19 protein-coding genes and 1 pseudogene are annotated in these 21887 nt (G+C 44.0%); 12 read left to right on the forward strand and 8 right to left on the reverse strand.

Annotated elements, in window-relative coordinates; genetic code table 11:
- The 5 genes and pseudogenes from QUA88_RS29520 to QUA88_RS13740 form a co-directional block, all read left to right on the forward strand.
- A pseudogene (locus QUA88_RS29520) lies at positions 1 to 774 on the forward strand (ATP-binding protein); the annotation flags it as partial.
- 2436 nt (positions 775 to 3210) lie between these two features.
- Positions 3211 to 5646 carry an ATP-binding protein gene (locus QUA88_RS29525; protein WP_445300592.1) on the forward strand — a complete coding sequence of 812 codons (2436 nt, stop codon included), beginning with the start codon at positions 3211 to 3213 and terminating at the stop codon, positions 5644 to 5646.
- Positions 5643 to 6674: a response regulator gene (locus QUA88_RS13730; protein ID WP_333056324.1), complete on the forward strand. Its 1032-nt coding sequence runs from the start codon at positions 5643 to 5645 to the stop codon at positions 6672 to 6674. Before QUA88_RS29525 ends, QUA88_RS13730 begins: the two co-directional genes overlap by 4 nt.
- An 80-nt stretch (positions 6675 to 6754) precedes the next feature.
- On the forward strand, positions 6755 to 7384 hold the full coding sequence (locus QUA88_RS13735) for a response regulator transcription factor (protein ID WP_333211441.1): 630 nt from the start codon (positions 6755 to 6757) through the stop codon (positions 7382 to 7384).
- A gap of 240 nt (positions 7385 to 7624) precedes the next feature.
- A complete protein-coding gene (locus QUA88_RS13740; RefSeq protein ID WP_333211417.1) occupies positions 7625 to 9787 on the forward strand; it encodes a flotillin family protein in 2163 nt (720 codons plus the stop codon).
- A gap of 90 nt (positions 9788 to 9877) precedes the next feature.
- Here the strand turns inward: QUA88_RS13740 and QUA88_RS13745 are convergent, their stop codons facing one another.
- Together QUA88_RS13745 and QUA88_RS13750 are read right to left on the reverse strand one after the other, a co-directional pair.
- Positions 9878 to 10243: a DUF5615 family PIN-like protein gene (locus QUA88_RS13745; RefSeq protein ID WP_333056320.1), complete on the reverse strand. Its 366-nt coding sequence runs from the start codon at positions 10241 to 10243 to the stop codon at positions 9878 to 9880.
- A complete protein-coding gene (locus QUA88_RS13750) occupies positions 10240 to 10539 on the reverse strand; it encodes a DUF433 domain-containing protein (protein ID WP_333056319.1) in 300 nt (99 codons plus the stop codon). The genes QUA88_RS13745 and QUA88_RS13750 overlap by 4 nt, the downstream gene beginning before the upstream one ends.
- A 120-nt stretch (positions 10540 to 10659) precedes the next feature.
- Here QUA88_RS13750 and QUA88_RS13755 point away from each other — a divergent pair, with 120 nt between their 5' ends.
- Together QUA88_RS13755 and QUA88_RS13760 are read left to right on the forward strand one after the other, a co-directional pair.
- Positions 10660 to 10878 carry a hypothetical protein gene (locus QUA88_RS13755; protein ID WP_333056318.1) on the forward strand — a complete coding sequence of 73 codons (219 nt, stop codon included), beginning with the start codon at positions 10660 to 10662 and terminating at the stop codon, positions 10876 to 10878.
- Between the two features lie 2 nt (positions 10879 to 10880).
- Positions 10881 to 11216 (forward strand): type II toxin-antitoxin system PemK/MazF family toxin, encoded by a 336-nt coding sequence (locus QUA88_RS13760; RefSeq protein WP_333233517.1) that lies wholly within the window; start codon positions 10881 to 10883, stop codon positions 11214 to 11216.
- Positions 11217 to 11317: 101 nt separating this feature from the next.
- Here the strand turns inward: QUA88_RS13760 and QUA88_RS13765 are convergent, their stop codons facing one another.
- The 5 genes from QUA88_RS13765 to QUA88_RS13785 all read right to left on the reverse strand — a co-directional run bounded on the left by QUA88_RS13765 (position 11318) and on the right by QUA88_RS13785 (position 14153).
- Positions 11318 to 11527, reverse strand: coding sequence for a type II toxin-antitoxin system HicB family antitoxin (locus QUA88_RS13765; protein WP_333272170.1), 210 nt, complete (start codon positions 11525 to 11527; stop codon positions 11318 to 11320).
- A gap of 15 nt (positions 11528 to 11542) precedes the next feature.
- Positions 11543 to 11812, reverse strand: a complete 270-nt coding sequence (locus QUA88_RS13770) for a prevent-host-death protein (protein WP_333272173.1) — start codon at positions 11810 to 11812, stop codon at positions 11543 to 11545.
- 3 nt (positions 11813 to 11815) lie between these two features.
- A complete protein-coding gene (locus tag QUA88_RS13775; protein ID WP_333272175.1) occupies positions 11816 to 12124 on the reverse strand; it encodes a type II toxin-antitoxin system RelE/ParE family toxin in 309 nt (102 codons plus the stop codon).
- A 71-nt stretch (positions 12125 to 12195) separates the two neighbouring features.
- On the reverse strand, positions 12196 to 13524 hold the full coding sequence (locus QUA88_RS13780) for a serine/threonine-protein kinase (RefSeq protein ID WP_333272178.1): 1329 nt from the start codon (positions 13522 to 13524) through the stop codon (positions 12196 to 12198).
- 212 nt (positions 13525 to 13736) lie between these two features.
- The gene (locus QUA88_RS13785; protein WP_333272181.1) at positions 13737 to 14153 is read right to left on the reverse strand and encodes a transcriptional regulator; all 417 of its coding nucleotides are present in this window, start codon (positions 14151 to 14153) and stop codon (positions 13737 to 13739) included.
- 200 nt (positions 14154 to 14353) lie between these two features.
- On the opposite strand from QUA88_RS13785, the gene QUA88_RS13790 reads away from it, so the two are divergent.
- From QUA88_RS13790 to QUA88_RS13810, 5 genes are all read left to right on the forward strand, one after another.
- A complete protein-coding gene (locus QUA88_RS13790) occupies positions 14354 to 14638 on the forward strand; it encodes a DUF2470 domain-containing protein (protein WP_333211405.1) in 285 nt (94 codons plus the stop codon).
- 189 nt (positions 14639 to 14827) lie between these two features.
- Positions 14828 to 16465, forward strand: a complete 1638-nt coding sequence (locus QUA88_RS13795) for an AAA family ATPase (RefSeq protein ID WP_333211402.1) — start codon at positions 14828 to 14830, stop codon at positions 16463 to 16465.
- Positions 16466 to 16805: 340 nt separating this feature from the next.
- Positions 16806 to 17906 (forward strand): DUF3616 domain-containing protein, encoded by a 1101-nt coding sequence (locus QUA88_RS13800; RefSeq protein WP_333056311.1) that lies wholly within the window; start codon positions 16806 to 16808, stop codon positions 17904 to 17906.
- A gap of 563 nt (positions 17907 to 18469) precedes the next feature.
- Positions 18470 to 19501, forward strand: coding sequence for a glycosyltransferase family 2 protein (locus QUA88_RS13805; RefSeq protein WP_333262294.1), 1032 nt, complete (start codon positions 18470 to 18472; stop codon positions 19499 to 19501).
- 437 nt (positions 19502 to 19938) lie between these two features.
- Positions 19939 to 20706 carry a DUF1350 family protein gene (locus QUA88_RS13810; RefSeq protein ID WP_333056309.1) on the forward strand — a complete coding sequence of 256 codons (768 nt, stop codon included), beginning with the start codon at positions 19939 to 19941 and terminating at the stop codon, positions 20704 to 20706.
- Positions 20707 to 21023: 317 nt separating this feature from the next.
- On the opposite strand, the gene QUA88_RS13815 is transcribed toward QUA88_RS13810, so the two are convergent.
- The gene (locus QUA88_RS13815) at positions 21024 to 21500 is read right to left on the reverse strand and encodes an anti-sigma regulatory factor (RefSeq protein ID WP_333272186.1); all 477 of its coding nucleotides are present in this window, start codon (positions 21498 to 21500) and stop codon (positions 21024 to 21026) included.
- Between the last annotated feature and the right edge of the window lie 387 nt (positions 21501 to 21887).

Here is a 21887-nt window from a genome sequence, read left to right on the forward strand (position 1 = left end):
AGCTCAATGATGCTGATTTCGGGATATTCTGGTATCGGCAAATCAGCTTTGGTGCAAGAATTATACAAACCGATTACTCAACATCGCGGTTATTTTATCTCCGGCAAATTTGACCAATATCAGCGCAATATTCCCTACAGCGCCATTGTCAATTCTTTTCAGGATTTAGCCAAACAACTGTTAGCAGAAAGCGAAGCCAATCTCACAGAATGGCGGAAAAAATTATTAGCCGCATTGGGAATCAACGGTCAAGTTATTATTGACGTGATTCCCGAAATTGAATTAATTATCGGCAAGCAACCCGCCCCGCCAGAATTGGGTGCTGGTGAAGCGGAAAATCGCTTTAATTTTGTGTTTCAAAACTTCATTAAAGTTTTTACTAAACCAGAACATCCTCTGACAATATTTATCGATGATTTGCAGTGGGCTGACGGGGCATCTCTGAAACTGATGCAACTGCTGATGAATGCTTCGCCAGCGGGACTGTTTTTAATTGGGGCTTATCGGGATAACGAAGTTTCTGCTGCTCATCCGTTAATGCTAACAATTGAAGAGATTGTCAAAAATGGGGCAAAAGTCGATCGCGTTTTCCTGTCACCTTTGGATTTATCCTCTGTGACTCAACTGATTTCCGATGCCCTGAATTGCCCGGAAGCAAGAGTCAACTCCCTTGCCGAGTTAGTCTTTTTCAAAACGGGCGGAAATCCTTTCTTTATGAATGAATTTCTCAAATCGCTTTATACAGAAGGGCTGTTACAATTTGACTTTACCCCCAGGGCTGTTTCGGGGCAACCACGGGGGGATTGCCCCTACGAAAAACCAGGGTTTTGTAGGGGCGGTGCCCCCGTGCCCGCCCAGCCCATAGACGATGGGGTAGGGGTTTCAGATATCGGGGCTCTTCACGAGGGATTGCCCCTACAAGAGAATGAAACAGCCCAGCCTCACCAAGGGGGGACACAGGGGAGTTGGCAGTGGGATTTAGAAGAAATTCAAGCGAGAAATTTCACTGATAATGTTGTCGAATTGATGGCTGGCAAAATTCAACAACTGTCAGAGAAAACGCAGGAAACGTTAAAGATAGCAGCCTGCATTGGCAATCTATTCGACCTGAAAACCCTCGCCTCACTTTGCGAAAAATCTGTGGGACAAACGGCGGATGATTTGTACGCAGCACTTGCTGAGAATTTAGTAGTGTTGCTGGGGAATATGGGAGATGTGGAATTAGAAATTGCAGGCAAATTACCCAGTACCCAATCCGTAGAATACAAGTTTGTTCATGACAGAATTCAGCAAGCCGCTTATTCCCTGATTTCCGAAGAAGATAAGCCGGCGGTTCACCATCAAATAGGAAAACTGCTGCTGCAAAATACCCTCGCAGATGACAGGCAAGATGCCTGTCCCACAGAAGAACAAATTTTTGACATTGTTAATCAACTCAATTTCGGCTGCCAGCTAATTTCCCATCAAACAGAAAGAGATGAACTGGCTCAGTTAAATCTGATGGCTGGCAAAAAAGCCAAGGCATCGGCAGCTTATCAGGCAGCTTTTAACTATCTGCAAACGGGGATAAATTTGCTTGCCGAAAACGCTTGGGTGGTGCAATACAAGCTAAGTTTACAACTGCATCAAGAAGCCGCAGAGCTAGCTTACATATTGGGCGATTTTGAGCAGATGGAAAGTTTAGGGAACCTCGTGCTAACAAATGCTAAAACAGTGTTCGATCGCGTCAAAGTTATCGAGGTAAAAATGGGTACTCATGCTGCCCAAAATCAACTAGATATGGCACTTAATATGGGGCTAAAAATTCTGAGGCAGTTGGGAGTCAAACTGCCCGCAAAGCCTAACAATCTAGATAGCATAATCGGATTGCTGGAAGTTAAGTTAACCCTAGCTGGGAAACGCATTGAGGATTTAGCCAATTTACCTCAAGGAAGCGATCCTGCTAAACAAGCCGCACTGCGTATCTTGTCATTTATGGCTACTGTCGCCTATGGCGTTGCCCCTCAACTGATGCCTTTAATTGTGTTTAAGCAGGTGATTTTATCTGTAAAGTATGGCAACTATCCTGAGTCTCTCCATGCTTATGCAGTTTATGGATTAATTTTGTGCGGAGTGGTGGGAGATATTGAAGGTGGTTATAAATTTGGTCAGCTAGCATTGAGGATGTTGGAGCAATTTGGCAAGCCAGAATTAAAAACTAAAGTCCTTATTCCCTTTAATGACTTCATCCGTCATTGGAAAGCACCAGCTAAAGAAAGTTTGCCATCTTTGTTAGAAGCTTACAAAAGCGGATTGGAAACAGGACAAGTTGAAGAACGTGCTTGTGCGTCTCAAACTTACTGCGGTTATTCGTACCTCTTCGGCGCTGAATTGTCAGGGCTGGAACGCGATATTGCTACTTATCGCGAGGGGATAGAAAAGTTAAAATTTGATCCAATTATTTGGCAGATTAGACCCTTAGATCAGTCGGTTTTTAATTTATTAGGTAAGTCGGAAAATCCCTGCTATTTAATTGGGGATGCCTATGATGAGCGGACTGCGCTATCACTGTTAACTGAAGCTAACGATCGCACTTCGATTTTTGCCCTGCATTTTTATAAAATGATTCTCTGTTATTTATTCGGGCAATATGCTGAAGCGGTATCAAATGCAGCTTCCACAATGCAGTATGTAGATAGTGCCGCTGGAACTCTGCAAGTATCCTACTGCTATTTTTATGAATCGCTGGCTCAACTTTCGTTTTATTCTAATGCTTCTTTTGACCAGCAAAAGCACGGTTTAAAAAAAGTCAGGGCTAATCAGAAAAAAATGAAAAAATGGGCGCATCACGCTCCGATGAATCACTTGCACAAATTTAATTTAGTTGAGGCAGAAAGATATCGGGTTATTGGTAAAGATGCACGGGCGATCGACTATTACGATCGCGCAATTTCCCTCGCCAAAGAAAACGAGTACATCCACGAAGCCGCCCTTGCTTACGAACTCGCTGCCAAGTTCTATTTATCCAGGGGGAAAGAATTAACAGCTAAAGCTTATATGCAGGAAGCTCGTTACTGCTACCAGCTATGGGGTGCAGCGGCTAAAGTCAAAGATTTAGAAACGCGATATCCGCAATTATTTACGATCGATAAACCGATAAATAAAGAAATTTCAACCACTACATCAACTACGGGCAGCCGTTCTAGTTCTTCCTTGGATATCGCTACAGTCATGAAAGCTTCCGAGGCAATTGCTGGGGAAATTGTACAGGATAAATTACTCTCCAGATTGATGAAAATTTTGATTGAAAATGTCGGCGCTCAAAAAGGATATTTGATTATAGAAACCCAGGGAAAATTGCTGATTGAAGCTGAAGGTGTAATGAATGATGAACAGATAACAGTGTTGCAATCTGAACCAGTTGAAAATTGCCCGGAACTTTCCGAAGCTATTATCAATTATGTCGCTCGAACCCAAGAAAATTTAGTGCTAAATGATGCCACCCGTGAAGGAAAGTTTACGAATGACCCTTACATCAAAGCACGTCAGCCCAAGTCTATTTTGTGTGCTGCTTTGATGAATCAAGGTCAACTGGCTGCTATTGTTTATCTCGAAAATAACCTTACCGCACAAGCTTTTACGCCCGATCGCCTGGAAGTATTACAATTGCTATCGGGACAAGCAGCGATCGCACTTACCAATGCTAAACTCTTCTCTGAAGTCAAGGAACGCGAAAGCCGGCTTACTCAATTTATCAATGCTATGCCAATTGGGGTAGCCGTGCATGACACCACCGGACAAATTACCTATGCAAATCAGACAGCACATCAACTAAGTGCCATTCCCACACTACCCGAAGCAAATACTGAGAAATTAGCAGAAGCTTGTCAACTTTATCTCGCGGGAACTAACGAGTTATATCCCACCGCACAAATACCAATCGTGCGTTCTTTGGCGGGTGAAACTGTCAAAGTAGATGATATCGAGTTCCACCGACCTGATAAAATTGTTTCCTTGGAAGTTTCCAGCACACCAATTGTGGATGAAACTGGCAAAATTAATTATGCGATCGCCACATTTCAAGACATCACCGATCGCAAACAAGCAGAAAAAGTTTTAGCCGACTACAACCGCACTTTAGAACAGCAAGTGAGCGATCGCACTCTCGAACTCCAGCGAGAAATCATCGAGCGACAACGAGCTGAAGAAGCAGCACAAGAAGCCAACCGAGCAAAAAGTACATTCCTCGCAAATATGAGCCACGAATTGCGGACTCCCCTCAATGCAATTCTCGGATTTTCCCAATTAATGAATCGCGGTTCTAACTTATTGCAGGAACAGCAAGAACACCTGAGTATTATCACCCGCAGCGGAGAACATTTGCTCGAACTGATTAACCAAGTATTAGATTTGTCCAAAATAGAAGCGGGACGCACGACTCTCAACCAGACGAATTTTGACCTCCACCGCCTGCTGGACGACATCAAAAATATGTTCCAAATTCCGGCACAAAATAAGGGATTGCAGTTATTAGTAGAGCGGAGGCAAGACGTTCCCCAATATGTGCGAACTGATGAAATAAAATTGCGCCAAATCTTGATTAACCTGCTTTCTAACGCGATTAAATTCACCTCCGAAGGCGGCATTCATGTAAAAGTTAAAAATCAGGATTTTGCTCAGAAAATCAGCTTTGAGATTGAAGACACAGGAGATGGAATTGATGTTATTGAATTAGACAAGATATTTGAAGCTTTTGTTCAAACCAAAACCGGGGAAGAATCGCAACAAGGAACAGGATTAGGTTTAACGATCGCACGTTCTTTTGTACACTTAATGGGCGGTGAAATGACAGTCAGTTCTCGTCCTGGAGGCGGTACTATTTTCAAATTTGACATTAAAGTTAATTCAGTTGAAAAAGCCGATCGCCAACGGGAACAGCCAACCAGACGAGTTATGGCGATCGCGCCCAATCAACCCCGCTATCGGATTATCGTTGCAGACGACGCTTTTGACAACCGCCAACTGCTAGTTAAACTGCTTTCCGCGATCGGTTTTGAAGTTTACGAAGCCAAAAATGGGAGAGAAGCAATAGAAAAGTGGGAGCAATATTCGCCGCACTTAATCTTTATGGATATGCGGATGCCGGTGATGGATGGGTATGAAGCCACCAAACAAATTAAAGAGGGCAACCACAGGGGGATTGCCCCTACGGAAAACGATGATTTTGTAGGGGTAGTGCCCCCGTGCCTACCCCAGACAGCAATTGTTGCCATAACAGCAAGTAGTTTTGAGGAAGAGAAAGCTGTTGTCCTTTCTACCGGCTGCGATGATTTTATTCGCAAACCATTTAGAGAAGCAAACATATTTGATATTCTGCACAAACATATCGGAGTGCAATTCGTTTTTGAAGAACTAAATGCTGCGCCCAGCTTCACAGAAAATGAAGTAAATGTATTGACAAAAAGCGCTTTTTCTGAATTGCCTCCTGAGTTACTAGCCAATCTTCAGCAAGCCATTAGCAATCTCGATTTGGAACAGATGCACACAGTCATCAGTCAAATTCGCGAAATCAATCAGCCCTTAGCGAGGGCGATCGCAGCTTGCATTAAAAATTTTCAGTACGAACAGTTGCTAAATTTAATACACACATTAAGGGATGAGACATGAAGAAAAACCTCCGTTTTACCCGCGAAGAAAGTATTTTAGTTATTGATGATTGTCCTGAGAACTTAAAACTTTTAAGCAGCATACTATCTGTCGCTGGGTATAAAGTTCACCTAGCTCCCAGTGGGAAATTAGCTCTTAACTTTATCAATGCCAATTTACCCGACTTAATTTTACTGGATATTATGATGCCTCACATGGATGGCTACGAAGTCTGCGAGCAGCTCAAAGCTACTCCAAAAACTCAAGATATCCCAATAATTTTTATCAGCGCTTTGCAAGAAGTTTTAGATAAGGTAAAAGCATTTTCTCTGGGCGGAATAGACTATATTACCAAACCTTTTCAACAACAAGAAGTTTTAGTGCGCGTCGAAAATCAATTGCGTCTGAGAAGGATGTCTAAACAACTCCTAGACCAAAATATTCTCGAAGAGCGCAACCGGATGGCGCGGGAAATTCACGACACTTTAGCGCAAACTTTTACAGGCATCATCATACATTTGGGAGCCGCCGAACGGGTAATAGCAGCCAATCCAGAACAAGCACAAGCATACATGAAAACAGTCTGCGAATTGGCTCGCTCTGGACTTGCCGAAGCGCGGCGATCCGTAGAATCTTTACGCCCGCAACTGTTAGAAGAGGGCGATTTGTATAGCGCTCTCAACCAAATCGCTAAACAACTGTCATCAGATACTGATACGTACACTATTTTTGAAGTGGTTGGCACGGCATATTCCCTACCATTAGAGGTAGAAAATAATCTGTTGCGTATCGGGCAGGAAGCATTAACAAATGCTTTCAAATATGCCAAAGCTACGGCGATAAAAATTGAGTTAGTATACGAAATATCCAAGTTTCTTTTGCGGGTGCAAGACAACGGACAGGGATTTGATACAGAAAGTATCTGTTTTAGGAATGGCTTTGGTTTATTGGGAATGAGAGAACGCGCCGATCGCATTAACGCGCAGCTAACAGTAAACAGCCGCCCCGGAAACGGAACAGAAGTTATAGTTTCAGTTAATCGCCAGTAAAGGTGCACATTTCGCACCATACATAGTAAGTTTGTAGTGAGAAATTCAGTTTTTTTAATAAGATTAACAGGGTAAACATGATTAACCAATCAAATATTATTCGCGTTTTAATTGCCGACGATCATTATATTGTGCGGCAAGGTTTAGTGGCGCTGCTGAATCAGGAATCAGATGTTAAAGTTGTGGCGCAAGCAAGCAACGGGCAGGAAGCATTAACAATGTTCCGCGAATATCAGCCCGATGTCACCCTTATGGATATGCGGATGCCCCAAATGGATGGAGTCGCCGCCATTGCTGCGATTTGTGCGGAGTTTTCCAGCGCCCGGATTGTGGTGCTGACGACTTATGACGGCGATGAAAACATCTATCGCGGATTGCAAGCTGGCGCTAAGGGCTATCTGCTTAAGGATGCGGAACCAGAGGAACTTTTAGCAGCAATTCGGACTGTTTTTGAGGGTAAAAAGTACATTCCGCTGGCAGTGGGTGTTAAGTTAGCCGATCGCCTGAGTGGGCCTGAATTGAGCGATCGCGAATTAGAAGTCATCCGCCTCATAGTCGCTGGTAAAAGCAACAGCCAGATTAGTGAAGTTTTGCACATCAGCGAAAGCACCGTCAAGTTTCACATCAACAATATTTTGAGCAAAATGGGAGTTAGCGATCGCACGCAGGCCGCGATTTCCGCCTTAAAACGGGGGATTGTCAGCCTGTAGTTTAATGAGCAGTATTTTTTTTACTGACAAATATAGGAATCCTAAATCATTTGTGAATTTCTTACTCCCTCCCCTTGATAAGGGGAGGGTTGGGGTGGGGTAAACATTTTACGACTCCTGCAAGGATTGCTATATGACTATTATGACGGCAAATAATGATAAGACCTTAAGTTTTACGCCAAAACTTTTTAGTAAGGCTAAGCTGGAACTCCTAGGATAAATTAGCCCTGCTAAAAAAAAATGCTTTATTCATTTTTGTCCAAATCTCAAGTCAAAATCCGCTTTTTAAAACAGTTTGTAGCCGCTGTTTCGGCGTCTTTAGCACTTAGTGCAACAACCAGTTTGAAACCCTCGCCGGTATTAGCAGCTAGCAATATCCCCCTCGCAAATGGAACCTCGATTCAGTTAGTCGCAAAACCTGATTCTAGCCTGCAGTTAGGGCAGTTGCGTACCACTGTTCCCGTGCAGACAATGCAGCTCGATCCGGGCGGATTTATCCCGATCGCGATCGGCGGTATGATAATTATTCTAGTGCTGCCATTATTTTTTGGCGGATTGGTAGTAATTGGCGATCGCGAAGTTGGCATTGTCAGTAAAAAGTTTAGCTTCGGCGGCAAGTCTTTACCGCCCGGAGATTTAATTGCCTTAAACGGAGAAGCGGGATATCAAGCTGATACTTTGCCCCCCGGTTGGCACTGGGGTTATTGGCCTTTGCAGTACAACGTTCGCAAAGAGTCTCTAACTGTAGTTCCCCAAGGTGAAATTGCCCTGATTATCGCAGCAGGTGGTAAGTCAATTCCACCGCAGCGCATCCTCGGCAAAATCACAGAATGTGACAATTTTCAAGATGCTCGCCAATTCCTCAAAGGCGGCGGCGAAAAAGGTAGACAACTCGGCATTTTGACTGGCGGTAGCTATCGAATTAATACAGCATTATTTACAGTAATTACAGCGGCAAATGCTGCCAAACACGGGATGACAGCCGAACAATTAAAGCTGTACAGAATTGCCCCTGATAAAGTGGGAATTGTCACAACTTTTGACGGCGTTCCGATTCAAGATGGCGAAATTGCTGGCCCAATTATTCCGAATCACGACAACTTCCAAAACGCGCAAAAATTTATCACCGCCGGCGGGCGGCGCGGTTTGCAGGAACAGGTTTTGCTTTCCGGTTCGTGGAACTTAAATCCTTGGTTTGTCGGGGTTGACCAAGTGGCGATGACCGAAATCCCGATCGGCTATGTCGGCGCGGTTATTTCCTATGTCGGCCAAACCTCGGAAGATGTGAGCGGCGCTGCTTTCACTCACGGAAATTTAGTAAATGTCGGCAATAAAGGGGTTTGGGTAACTCCCCTTTATCCGGGGAAACATCCGCTGAATACTCGCATTTTGAAAGTAGAGTTAGTGCCGACTACTAATATAGTATTGAACTGGTCAGGAAAAACAGAAAGGCACAGTTACGATTCTCAACTTTCGTCTTTAACCGTGCGTTCTCAAGACGGTTTTGCCTTTGATTTAGAAGTAGCTCAGATTATTCACGTTGGAGCCTTGGATGCTCCCAAAGTGATTTCTCGCGTCGGTTCGATGCAGAATTTAGTAGACCACGTTTTGCAGCCGACAATTGGGAATTATTTCCGCAATTCGGCTCAAGCTTATTCTGTATTAGATTTTCTCTCGGCAAGAAGCGGCAGACAAGCGGAAGCCGCCGAGTATATCAAAGCAGCTTTGCGTACCTACGACGTGCAAGCAATTGATACTTTGATCGGGGATATTTTGCCGCCTGCAGAGTTGATGCAAACTCAAACAGATCGCAAAATTGCTGAAGAACAGTGCAAGACTTATGAGGTGCAGCAATTAGCACAAACTCAGCGGCAACAATTGGTGCGGGAAACGGCGCTGGCTGAGATTCAACAAGAGATGGTGAAATCGGAACAAGGCGTGAAGATTTCTGAGTTGAAAGCGAATTCTCAGGTGAAACAAGCTCAAGGCGAAGCTGAGTCGATTCGGGTGAAGGGAAATGCTCAAGCTGAAGCTTATCGCGCGGGTGTTGTAGCTTTGGGAGGTTCGGGTTATACGGCTTTGCAGTTAATGCAAATTATAGGCGATCGCAACGTGCGAGTTGTGCCGGATGTTGCGGTAACAGGCAACGGTAGCGGTGGCGGTTTGGTTGATGGTTTGCTGGGAATGATGATGTGGAATCAAACGAGCAAAAATGGAGAAAATGGCGGGGAGTTACCGTTAGTTAACCTACAGAAATCGGAACCTGCGGCCAAGTTATCAGTAGCCCAGGTGAATTCTGTTAAGCCGTCGGCATCTCGCGCTAATTCCCCTGTTGCCAATTCTGAGGCTGATATTGCTCCGCTGTTTGATGAATTGCCGTTTGACGATCGATCTTTTAGTTAGGCTGTGCAGTTTGTAGTCACAAACCAGAATACTCACAACCCCGACTTCTTGGAGAAGTCGGGATTCTAATTATCTCGATCGATAATATCTTTACTCTTCACTCCAAGCACTGATAAACTCTATTTGATTTTGCATTTCTGCCGCTGATTTGGCAGAAATTAGACTCAAAAGGCGACGCATTTGTTCTCCCACTGAATAATTTTGCTGTCCTAAAATAATTCCTGCATGAGAATCTCCTCTTTCTAGCCAATTGGTATGGATTCTATAAAAATCCCTAATGTTGAAACTATAAATTACCCTTTGATTAGTAAAAGCCCAAGTTAATTGCTCTTCATCGCTGCGAGATAACATCCCTGTTTCGGCAACTGTAATAACATCTACACCACGACTTTGTAAAGCTTGCAATAGTTTTTTACTTCGTGAATCTTCATCTAAGTAAAGACGAATTTGGCTCATGCTTTCTCCGGCATTTTTAGCCGATTTAATGCTGCCAAACGTTCATATTCTGCTTGTTCAGCCGCTAAATCTGCTTCTATTTCTGCTCGATTTGCGTGATAATAAGTCAGTGCAGCATAAACCTGTGCTAAGGTGAGATGATCCAGATCCGCTGCTATTTCCTCAGCACTATTACCTTGTTTGTATAAGACTACGATTCGCTGCACCGATGTGGCAGTACCTGCAATAATAGGGATGCCATTGCGAAGGTTCGGATCGCGGGTAATTAAAGTGCCAATATCAGTTAAAGTTGGCATAGGTGAATCTGGGGTTAAAAATTAGAACTTAATTATAGCATAATTTTATTAAATTTTTGAGCTATAATCAAATCAACTTGCCCTAAGTGTTCCACAAGATAAGAAGCAAGAGGATTGGCTATGTTAACTACTGTTCGAGAAGTTTACGATCGCGTTCTGTCTACCCTTTCACCAAAGGATAGACTGCGCTTGGCAACTCTTATTCTCAACGATTTGGTGCAGCAAAATCTGTCGGTTGTCGATGAAAGTGAGACTTGGACTGAGGAAGATAAACTCGATGTGACGGCATTTTCTTTGCAGTACGCGGCAACCCTTTTTTCGGAAAATGAGGAGATGTAATAGTGTCTTTTAATCCTGGTGATGTGGTGACAGTTGATTTTCCTGGTGTGACTGGCATTAAACGTCGTCCGGCTGTAATTCTATCATCAGTTACCTATAACACAACCCGCCGCGATGTAATAGCTGGACTCCTTACTACACAGACCACTGCTTTAGGTTTAACTGATTATATACTCCAAGATTGGGCCGCAGCAGGTTTACGAGTCGCTTCAGTTTTTCGCAGTTTTATTGTCACTCTCCCCCCATCTTCCAACTTAGTTCTAATTGGTCATCTGTCGGAACGTGACTGGAAGGAGGTTCGTGCTTGCTTGAAAGTCGCTCTTGCGGATTTGGGATGATATAGTTGTTACTGTTGGACTAAGAAGTGTTCGATAATATCCTCTTTAGAGCAGATTATAATTGAATTTTGCCGACTTAATCGATGAAATATTTTGCCCTACTACCATGCTTCTACATACTCACAGAGAGTAGTTGGTTCGGGAATGGGTAAACCCTCCTCTCGCAACCCTTCTAAGTGAAATTCCATCGCTTCTTTAATTTGCTGCTGTACTTCCGAAAGGGTAGCGCCTGTAGCTGCACATCCGGGTAAATCGGGCGCATAAGCTGAATAGTTATTGGGTGTTTTTTCGATCAGAATGGCATAACGCATTATTTAGTCTCGAATTTAGAGTAGATCCTCTTTGAGGAGTTGAGCTTTGACATCCTCTAGGCTAATGCCTTTTCCTTCTCGAAATTGCTGGCGAGACTTCCTGACTCTTTCTTTAAATAGGGGATGATTTTCTAAGTCGTAATCAAAGGCATCATCTTCGTCGGAAAAACCCCGCAATACACCGATTGGTTTTCCTTCTTTCAAGATGATTATGTCTTCTAATTCTGCCAGTTCTAGGTATTTTGAAACATCGGTTTGTAAGTCGGTTAAAGTGACTGTTTTCATTATCTATTCCTCGGTTGATTCAGTAGTTTTTCCTTGACGTAAAAGCCATTCAGCCGCTTGGGATTTAGGAACAATCACGATAATTTCTACAAAGTTATCCCGAATGTCATAGAAAATGCGAATTTCATCTACCCGTAGGCGATATTGCGGTTTTTCCATCTCCCGCAAGCGTTTAATTCTGCTTTTACTTTCTTGGCTGGGGTTGTGTAGGAGATAGGTTTCAATTGCATTGATTACCTTGCCGCGATCGATAGGTCTGAGAAGTTTTAGGTCTTCTAAAGATTCGGTTGTAAATTCTATTTCATAAGGCATATCTAAGCTGTAAATTATGTTTTAAATAGTTCGATAATAAAGACTTGACAAAGGGCTGAAATCGCTATAGACTATAGCTTACAGTTCTCCATGCGAGAGAAGAATAAACCCCAACCACCACCCCACACCACCCCAAACACACGCACACGCACACCACACCACCAGGGGAGGTGGCCACTCTGTGCTTTCAGATTAAAGGTCAGGTCATCGTAGTTCAACCACACGCCGTCCAACCAGTTGCCTCCTTTTAGCCAACCCACGCGATCGCCCAGCTTTCTTTCAGTCTCCCAATCTACTTTACCACCAACTTCTAACCAAATTTTTTTCTGAACGCTAAAGCCAAAAAGACCTTGACTATATTTTACCCACAACTGGTCGATCGTGCGTAAATCATCACAAGGAAAATTATCAATTGATTCCCGATTGAAATAACCTTCCTTCTCCCGTCTCGCAGCTTTCAGCATCACATTGAAAGTTTCCTGATCCGCTTCTTTCCACTTTCCGGCGGCCAATAAATCCCGCAAACGAGTATAGTCAACTCCCCGCGCCGATTTAAGCTGTACAGATAAATTGGCAATCGTTTGTGGAATCGGTTCCCGTAAATAACCTAACCAATCTTTCATCGACTGCGATCGCTGTTGTGGTTCGGATGCCATCCCTTTTTCTATTGCTAAACTCACCCAATCCTTCACCCCAAAATCTTTCGCAGGTGGCAATGCTTCATTTCTAAAATGCCGGTTGAGGGAAGCTGTTGGTACTTTTCCAGTTACCGCATAATATAAAGATGCAGCCAAAGTATAAATATCAACCGTTGGTTTGCCACTACCTTCGATATGCTGTTCCCAAGGAGCAAAAGCAGGGTTATGAGGATGTCTGCTACTAATAATAGTTGGCATTAATTCACTTGCCAGACCAAAATCAATTAACACTGCTTGCCCGTTGGGACGCAACATAATATTACCTGGATGGGCATCTCGATGGACAATTCCTGCTTGGTGAACATCACTTAATGCTTCTCCAATTTGGCGGATCATTGCCACTGCTTCTGTATCCGGGAGTCGCCCCCGTTGCCGTACTGTATCAAATAAACTTTGACCGACGATTAAATCCCTTACCAAACAGTGAAGGCCTTTTTCCTCAAACAAATCGCTAATGCGGACAATTCCAGGATGCGCGTTTTGGCAAAATTTGGCTAAGATTTGCCCTTCGCGGATAAATCGGCGCACAAAGTTGGCGTATTCCGGGTCATTTTGCAAACTTAGATTCGGCGTTTTGAGGACAACTTGATAGTTAAGTTGCAAGTGTGTGGCCTTGTAAGTCATACCAAATCCCCCCATTCCCAGGATGGTATCGATGCGGTAGGGGCGAGTTTTGAGGATTTGTCCGGGCGTCCACAGCATGGCAGGTTGTTTAAATTCTATTTAGTTGCTAATTATGATAAACTGTCTCGCCTTTAAAAAGCAATGAAAAGGAAGCATTCTCAGGATTTAGGCACTCCGATTCAAGAAACCGGGTTTTTAGAGAATCTCTCGGTGACAATGCGTGTTATCTATCGTAAAAACCCGGTTTCTGGACTAAAGTCCTTACTACAAACAAAAATATGTTTTTCAATTCAAGCAGTTGTTTTAACTGGAGGCAGCGGAAAGAAAACAGCCGGCGAGACGCAGAAAAACTCTGCAAGTTTTTGTATGTGTTCGGTTGTAAGTTGGCGCTTTTTACGGAGGATATCTGAGACAATAGACTCTGTTTTAAAAATAGGAACTAGGTCTTTTTGTCTGAGATCAAATTCTTCGATTAAAGCCTTTAACAGTTCTACTCCGTAAATATCAGGTATGGGTTCTAAAGTTTGCTCGTACTCATAAACAAGGGTTCCCAGTACGTTGAGGTAGTCGCGTTCGTCGGGAGTCAGTTCGCCTTTATCCAACAAAGAGTCGATCGCTTCTTGAGTTGCCATTAACTCCTCCTCAGCACTTATGGGTCGCGGCGGAAATGTTTTGAGTAGTTCGATATAAGCGCTAGATTTTTTCATTTGACTATGCACTATTAAGAAAGTAATATTTTATCATTATAGTTGAAAGATGGCATTTTTAAAACCGCAGATTAACGCCGATTTACGCGGATAGAATTTAGTTATTTATCCCTCATAACTCTTGAGGCAATTGATCGCGGTTGAAAACTTTGTACCGATCGCAGTACAATCGATCGATATTGCATCTGAGGAATCTCCCCATGTCAGAACAGTTTTCCACTGAGATTAGCGATCGCATCTGCACTCACATGAACGAAGACCACGCTAGTGCTGTAGTGCTATATGCTCAAGCATTTGGCGGCAAACCGGAGGCGACAGAAGCTCAAATGCTCGCTATTGATGCCAACGGCATGGATTTAACCGCTAAAGTCAACGACGAAACAGTGCCCGTCAGAGTAAATTTCGATCGCACTTTAACCGATGCCGAAGATGCTCACCATACTCTGATTGAAATGGTGAAACAAGCTCGAAAAGCTGCTAAGTAGCCAACTGCTCACGATTCTGTTATAATTTTAACGTTCGCAGTACGGACTTTAGTCCGGCTAAATAGTTGTTAAGGACTAAAGTCCTTACTACTAACCTTTAGTTCGGTTAAATCCTTTTTAAGGACTAAAGTCCTAACTGCAAACAAAATATTTAATAAGGTTGAATATATATTTAAGATATCCAATAAAATGACAGAAAATTACCCAAACCCCAAAGAATTAGATGTCGTCAATGGCAGTAAAAATAACCATTTCGAGGCACTGGTAAAACGACTAGATTTGATGATTCGCGCCCGCTATTCGCTGCTGTACATTGTCGGCGCGGAGGAAGAACCAGTCGAAGCCGTAATTGCCCAAGTAGCGCTGCAAGTAACTCCCGCGCGCCGGGTGTTGTTCTGGGATCTTGTGCGGGGCTGGGAGGATAACGGTTCTGGGAAAGGTTCGGTAATGGCGGCGCTCGATCGCGTCAGCAAAACTGCTGTTGAAGAATATACCATATTTGTACTGCGGGATTTGCACCCTATTTTGAAATATCCCTACACCGAAAAAAATGCGGCGGTAGTGCGGGAATTGCGGAATTTAACGCGGGAATTGAAGCGTAGCAAAAAAACTATAGTTCTTACTTCTCACACCCTGGAATTGCCGGAGGAATTGAAAGAAGAAGTCACAGTAATTGATTTTCCTTTGCCCAACGTCCAAGAAATCGACAGTTTAATTTCCCACGTTGTAGAAAAACCGCAACAGTTGCAAGTTAGCGGTTTAGCAAGGGAACAATTGGTTAAAGCTTGTCAGGGTTTGAGTCGCGCTAGAATCGGGCGGGTTTTGGCTAAAGCTTTGGCCGCCAAACAGCAAATTAACGAGTCAGATATTGACGGAGTTTTGGAGGAAAAACAACAAGCAATTCGCCAAACGGGAATTTTGGAGTTTTTCAACTCCAGAGAATCCCTAAAAAGTGTGGGCGGGTTGGAGAATTTGAAACAGTGGGTAAAGATGCGGCAAGATGCTTTTACTGATGAAGCGCGTCGCTACGGTATACCGAATCCGAAAGGAGTTTTGTTAGTAGGAATTCAAGGAACGGGCAAATCTTTATCGGCGAAAACAATAGCCTCAGAATGGCGTTTGCCACTGTTGCGATTGGATACTGGAAGATTGTTTGGCGGCGTGGTCGGGGAAAGCGAAAGTCGCGTCAGGCAAATGATACAATTAGCAGAGGCGATCGCACCTTGCGTTTTGTGGATCGATGAAATAGATAAAGCCTTCGGCAACATTATCAGCGGCAGCGACGGCGATTCGGGAACTTCGCGCCGGGTATTCGGCAGTTTGATTACTTGGATGCAGGAAAAAACCAGTCCGGTGTTTATCGTCGCAACTGCAAATAACGTGCGGATTTTGCCGGCAGAGTTGCTGAGAAAGGGCAGGTTTGATGAAATTTTCTTTTTGAATTTGCCCTCAGAATCGGAACGGCAAGATATCTTTAAAGTGCATTTGCAGCGTTTGCGGCCAACTAGATTGCGCGAGTTTGATTTGGGAGTTTTGGCGAAACGCGCTGAGAATTTTAGCGGTGCAGAAATTGAACAAGTCGTAATAGATGGATTGTATCGAGCCTTTGGCACTTTTGTCAACGGACAGCGCCGGGATTTGATGACCGAGGATATTTTAAGGTCGATCGAGGATACAGTACCTTTAGCTGCGATCGCGCGATCGCAAATCGAAGATTTGAAGCGCTGGGCGGCGGAAGCGGGCGCGAGAACAGCTTCTAACGATACTCACTTAATTGATGAATTGAAACGCTACAGCCAGCGGCGAAGGGATGCGATCGACAATTAACTTAATTTCTAGGGTGCCTCAGTTCATATCTAATTTATTCTCGGAAAATTTATAGCCACCGCCTTGGCGGTTACGACGATAGCGATTGCTGAAACCCTTGCTCTGATTACCTCTGCCTCCTGCTTCCTGCCTCAAGCCTTCTGCCTTCTGCCTCCTGCTATACATCTGACGCACCTTTCTAATCCCATGGTGCGTCAGTTGATGGCTGATTAATTCTCCCAAATATCTCCCGTTATGACGCACCCTACTACTATAGCTATTACACCTGTGGCAAGATATCAATTTTAAGCATATTTAGCTATAATGACTGACCATAACAATAGTTTTAGTGCTAATAATTATGCCAGAATCTTTTTTGCTCGGTCGGCTGCTGCTGCAATTCACCAGCGAAGCCGCGGATATCATTACAGACTTATCCGCTGTTGCTTTAACTCCAGACGGCCATTTGTGGCTGGGTTCCGATGAAACGACTTCGATCGAGCGTTTGTCGCCTGTCGCCCCTCATATTTTTGGAGAACATCAAAAATTTGCGATCGCAGATTTTATAGATTTATCTGGAGAATCTGAAATCGATATTGAAGGAATTGATTTCAGCAACGATTATCTTTGGCTAGTCGGTTCTCACAGCACCAAACGCAAGAAAGCTAAAGGCAAAGACCCCGGTAAAGACATTGAAAGATTAGCAGAAATCGTCACAGAAGTCAACCGCTATTTACTGGCGCGCATTCCTATGAAAGACGGGATTTTGTGCGAGTCAATTCCCGATTCAGACAATCCCGAAATTCAGCAGACAGTGGGATGCCTGCAGCGGACAGAAACAGGCAATTTGCTGACAGACGCGCTCAAAGATGACACCCACCTCGGTCTATATTTATCTGTGCCGATTCCGAGTAAAGAAAATGGCTTTGATATTGAAGGGTTGGCGGTGCGCGGAAATCGGATTTTTCTTGGTTTGCGGGGGCCGGTGCTGCGGGGTTGGGCGATAATTTTAGAGATAGAAGTTGAAGAGGCAGAACCGGGAGTTTTAAGGCTTAAGGCTATTGGGGAAGGAGAGAAATTATACAAGAAACATTTTGTTGATTTGAACGGTTTGGGGGTGCGAGAATTGTGCTGGAATGGAGAAGATTTGATGGTTTTAGCCGGGCCGACGATGACTTTATCTGGGGCGATGAGGGTTTTTCGGTTAAAGGGAATTTTAGGGCGATCGGGCGACAGTATTACGGGGCAAGATGGGGGAGATTTGGAGGTATTGTTTGACTTGCCTTTTAAGGTGGGTACGGACAATGCTGAGGGATTGAGCCTGTTTCCCTATTTGGGAGGGCAGAATTCGCTGTTAGTGGTTTACGATTCGCCGGATGCGGGAAGAATGGTGGAGGAAAATGCTATTTTTGCTGATGTTTTTAAATTAGGTTCGTATAGCGATTCTCAAGGAATTGTGTAAGTGTTGTAGGGCCAAAACTCGCGCCCGGTTGCCCCGATCCTTGGGGGTAGGCATTCTTGGCACTACCCCTACATATTTGTACAACTGATTTAAGATTGCTGTAGTAAAGTTTCACACTCCTAAATTCCCGGTTTTGGCGGTCGAAAAAATATGATTAGCTATTAACAGAAATCGAACTGAGTCAGAAACCAATTTTTGTGTAGCTGCATACTTCTCAAACCAATGATTTTGGGTGATGCCGGGTTTTTCTGGGTAAGTCCTATTTAACAAAAAAAAAGATGCGATCGAATTTAGGACAACTCCAGTCCCCAGAAAAATCCCTCAATCCCTCGCACCCGTGGCTTTTGTGTCAAAAAAATTGGCCGCCAAATCATAGTCTGCACTCCGCCTGCTAAGGGCTGTTGCCTCCTTATGGTAGATAACACTGACGTGGTAAACCTGTTATATTGGCAGTATGTAGGCAAGTTTCCTGACTACAGGTACTTGCACGTAAAGGAGTCAGAGTGTCTGCTTCGAGACTATACTTCGGCGAATAACTACCAAACCACACCTTAATGCAAGTTATGAACAGCCAAAAAGTCAGCGTCATCATTCCTGCATTCAATGCTGCCGACACTCTGGCCGAGACAATTGCCTCCGTACTCAATGGTACCCACAAGAATTTAGAAATTTTAATTGTTGATGACTGCTCTACTGACGCTACTGACAAAGTTGCTGCTAAGCTGGTAGAGCAAGATTCGAGAATTCAATACTTCAGAAATCCCGAAAATTACGGGGTTTCTAAGTCGAGAAATTTAATGATGTATCGCGCCACAGGCGAGTATGTAGCGTTTATCGACAGCGACGATACCTGGGAACCCAATAAGTTAGAAGTTTGCCTGAAAATGCTCGCAGACAATCCCGAAGTCAAAGCTGTCGCTCACGCTTTGCGGTATTTAGACAAGCGTGGCAACAAGTTGAGTTATATTCCCACCTATCCTACAACTAAAGCAGAAATGCAGGCGATTAAGGAGACAGGCGAAAGTCCTTGGGTTTTCCCGTCTTCTGTTGTAGTCGATCGCTCTATTCTACTCCAAGAAGGCGGGTTTCCAGAAGATTGGGAGGTAGGAGAAGATACAGAATTATTTACTAAAGTTGCTCAAAAGTATGGCTTGCTAGCGGCGACAGAACCTTTGGGAAATTATCGAATTAGAGGGAACTCTCTCACAGATAAGCACTGGCTCAAAAAGCGCATAGCTTCTGATTGTGTCAAGGAAAACCAACTGCGGCGCTTGCGGGGAGAAAAAGAGTTATCACTCCACGAGTACGAAGAGTTATGTTTTAAGAATTTGCCGCTTTTGCAAAGGCTGAACAAATTTCGAGAAGTTTTGGCACTGCACTACATGAGAAAGCTGGGACAAAGTTGGTTAAATCGGGAGGTGTTGCCGACTATTGTTTACGGCATCGCTACCACAGTGCTCAATCCTCAAGCTACTGTCAACAAGTGGAAATGGATGAAGACTCACGAAAAGTTGAGTCATCAAACGGCAGAAGGTATTGGTCATTCGCCAGAATTAAACCCCCAGCGATCGTCTGAAATCGGGGGGCTGTCCTAAAGGATGTTATAGTTGTATAGCCGAATCGAAGCCGATCGCCCAGGGGCTGATTAATACGCGATATTGGGGTTTTGAGGGGTATTTGACTGTTAATATCCTGTCGGGTGAATTACCCGCGATACCAGCTACAGCGGCTTGCAGCCGTGCGATAGGACACGATATACAAATCTTTGAAAGCCGCGGATGTCAGCCTTGATTTATTCGGTTACTAGCTTCAACCCTATACAGCTTGCAAATAGCAGCGATCGCCAGCCGTGCTATTTACCCCCACAACAGTTAGAATAAATAATGTATAAGTAAAAAAGAAAGTTTTTGGAATTTAAAAATGGGTAGCAAACCCCTTTTTGATGCAGAAAATAAAAGCAAAAATTTATCCAACATTCTGCCTTTTACCTTCAGAGAACGATCGCCTTTTTATTTATTATTAGATTGAATTTATGGACTGGCAAGAAATTTCAGGCAATTGGGTATTAATTCCTTCAAGACCGATCGCGATCGTGCATTTTCTCGGCGGTGCATTTGTGGCGACAGCACCGCAAGTGACCTATCGCTGGCTGTTAGAGGCTTTGGGAAACCAAGGATATCTTGTAGTCGCAACGCCGTTTGTCAATACTTTGGATCATATTGCGATCGCCCGCGATGTCCTCAACAAATTTGAAAATGCCCTCGATCGGCTGCGCGCCACTAAATTGCTCAAATCTTCGTATCTCCCCATCTACGGCATGGGACACAGCATGGGATGCAAACTGCACTTGCTGATCGGTTCTGTGTTTGACATAGAAAGGGCAGGCAATATTCTGATTTCTTTCAACAATTATGCGGCATCCGAAGCAATCCCGATCGTCGAGCAAATTTCCCCCGTCTTTAACGTCGAGTTTACCCCTTCCCCGCAAGAGACTAATCGCCTCGTCCAAAATAGCTATCAAATCCGGCGCAATCTTTTAGTCAAATTTAACGGTGACAACATCGACCAAACCCTGCTGTTGACCAAACTGCTAAAAGCACGATTTCCCGACATGATTACCGTTCAGACTCTGGCGGGCAACCATCAAACGCCCTTGGGCCAAGATGTTAGCTGGCCTGTGGGTCAAATTTTTACGCCCTTCGACGCGATCGGGCAGTGGGTCAAACAAGAAGTGTATCGAGAATTAAATGAATTAAAACGGACAATTCTGCTGTGGCTTAATCCTCTGTCCCGCGTTTAAAAGCTTCTAAGGATCGCGAATTAAATAACTTACAATTTTAATTGTTATTGTGGGATGGGCGTCCCGCCCGTCATGAGTGGACGGGCTATAAGAGCCCATCCCACAAACTTGTGGAAGTTATTTAATTCTCATTCCTAAGCTGTTCGGCATTTAAAAGACGATAGTAGGGTGCCCAGCGTACAGAAGTGTTTCCCGCATAAGCGCGTAAGTGTTATAACTGACGCACCATACAAGCCTCGTTACTGGTTTAAATGCTCCACAGCTTAAAGCCTATTAACCAGAAAGTTCCATCAGCAGTTGCCAACAAAATATCAGCTTCATCGATCGTCGATACAGGGCGAATAATTTTTGACGATCGACAAACAGTTCCGTCCATCAGCCGTTCTCTCGTAACTAATACTGTCTGCGATGTCTTTGATTAATTTTAGCCCCCGCCCGCCCGGAGAGTGAATATCGACTTTTTCCGAAATATCTTTGATTTTTGTCTCTAAATCAAACGGATCGCCCGAATCCCAAATTTTAATCTCTAAAGATTCAGCGAACACCGCCACCTGAATGTCAACAGGCAAATCCGCTGGTTTGCCCTTGTGGGCGTGACGCACCGCATTCGTAAAGCCCTCAGCCAAAGCCAACTGACACCTGATCCACACACTTGTAGGGATTCGCGAGTCGTACAATTGTGCAAACCACGACAAAACCCAGCTTAATCCATTCAGACCTGTATTGACTTGAAGATCCGCTTTTTTTAGCATCGGCAACTTTTCGGAACCCTTTAATTCAATCACGCTCACCACACAAGTTCTTCATCGGCCGGTGGGCAAAATACAACGAGACAAAATACAACCAGATAAAATACCACGAGACAAAGTATAACGGCGGCCAAATTGAATGGTTGTTTGAGGATACTAGCTTTGGTGGGCCGTCGATCGATGTTTAATCCACTAATCGGTTAGCCATTATACCATAAATAGCACTTCCATGTCAACCATCGCCTGTGGCAAATAAAAGTCTATAAAAATTTATATTCTGAGTATAAACTGAGTGAAGTTCGATCGCGCCAAATTTCTATCAAATTTTAACGTAAATTGAACTCAACGACCCGCCCTCAAAAGCAATTACCTCCAAAGCGATGTCAATCAACTATACTCAATCTCAGACAAGGGCGCTGACAGGATATATTT

The organism is Microcoleus sp. D3_18_C2, assembly GCF_036702395.1.
Taxonomy (GTDB): domain Bacteria; phylum Cyanobacteriota; class Cyanobacteriia; order Cyanobacteriales; family Microcoleaceae; genus Microcoleus.

Coding starts and splice junctions, on each gene's coding strand:
- QUA88_RS29525 (WP_445300592.1), top strand. CDS start 3,211: ATGAAAGCTTCCGAGGCAATTGCTGGGGAAATTGTACAGGATAAATTA.
- QUA88_RS13730 (WP_333056324.1), top strand. CDS start 5,643: ATGAAGAAAAACCTCCGTTTTACCCGCGAAGAAAGTATTTTAGTTATT.
- QUA88_RS13740 (WP_333211417.1), top strand. CDS start 7,625: ATGCTTTATTCATTTTTGTCCAAATCTCAAGTCAAAATCCGCTTTTTA.
- QUA88_RS13745 (WP_333056320.1), bottom strand. CDS start 10,243: ATGAGCCAAATTCGTCTTTACTTAGATGAAGATTCACGAAGTAAAAAA.
- QUA88_RS13750 (WP_333056319.1), bottom strand. CDS start 10,539: ATGCCAACTTTAACTGATATTGGCACTTTAATTACCCGCGATCCGAAC.
- QUA88_RS13755 (WP_333056318.1), top strand. CDS start 10,660: ATGTTAACTACTGTTCGAGAAGTTTACGATCGCGTTCTGTCTACCCTT.
- QUA88_RS13765 (WP_333272170.1), bottom strand. CDS start 11,527: ATGCGTTATGCCATTCTGATCGAAAAAACACCCAATAACTATTCAGCT.
- QUA88_RS13770 (WP_333272173.1), bottom strand. CDS start 11,812: ATGAAAACAGTCACTTTAACCGACTTACAAACCGATGTTTCAAAATAC.
- QUA88_RS13775 (WP_333272175.1), bottom strand. CDS start 12,124: ATGCCTTATGAAATAGAATTTACAACCGAATCTTTAGAAGACCTAAAA.
- QUA88_RS13780 (WP_333272178.1), bottom strand. CDS start 13,524: ATGCTGTGGACGCCCGGACAAATCCTCAAAACTCGCCCCTACCGCATC.
- QUA88_RS13785 (WP_333272181.1), bottom strand. CDS start 14,153: ATGAAAAAATCTAGCGCTTATATCGAACTACTCAAAACATTTCCGCCG.
- QUA88_RS13790 (WP_333211405.1), top strand. CDS start 14,354: ATGTCAGAACAGTTTTCCACTGAGATTAGCGATCGCATCTGCACTCAC.
- QUA88_RS13795 (WP_333211402.1), top strand. CDS start 14,828: ATGACAGAAAATTACCCAAACCCCAAAGAATTAGATGTCGTCAATGGC.
- QUA88_RS13800 (WP_333056311.1), top strand. CDS start 16,806: ATGCCAGAATCTTTTTTGCTCGGTCGGCTGCTGCTGCAATTCACCAGC.
- QUA88_RS13805 (WP_333262294.1), top strand. CDS start 18,470: ATGAACAGCCAAAAAGTCAGCGTCATCATTCCTGCATTCAATGCTGCC.
- QUA88_RS13810 (WP_333056309.1), top strand. CDS start 19,939: ATGGACTGGCAAGAAATTTCAGGCAATTGGGTATTAATTCCTTCAAGA.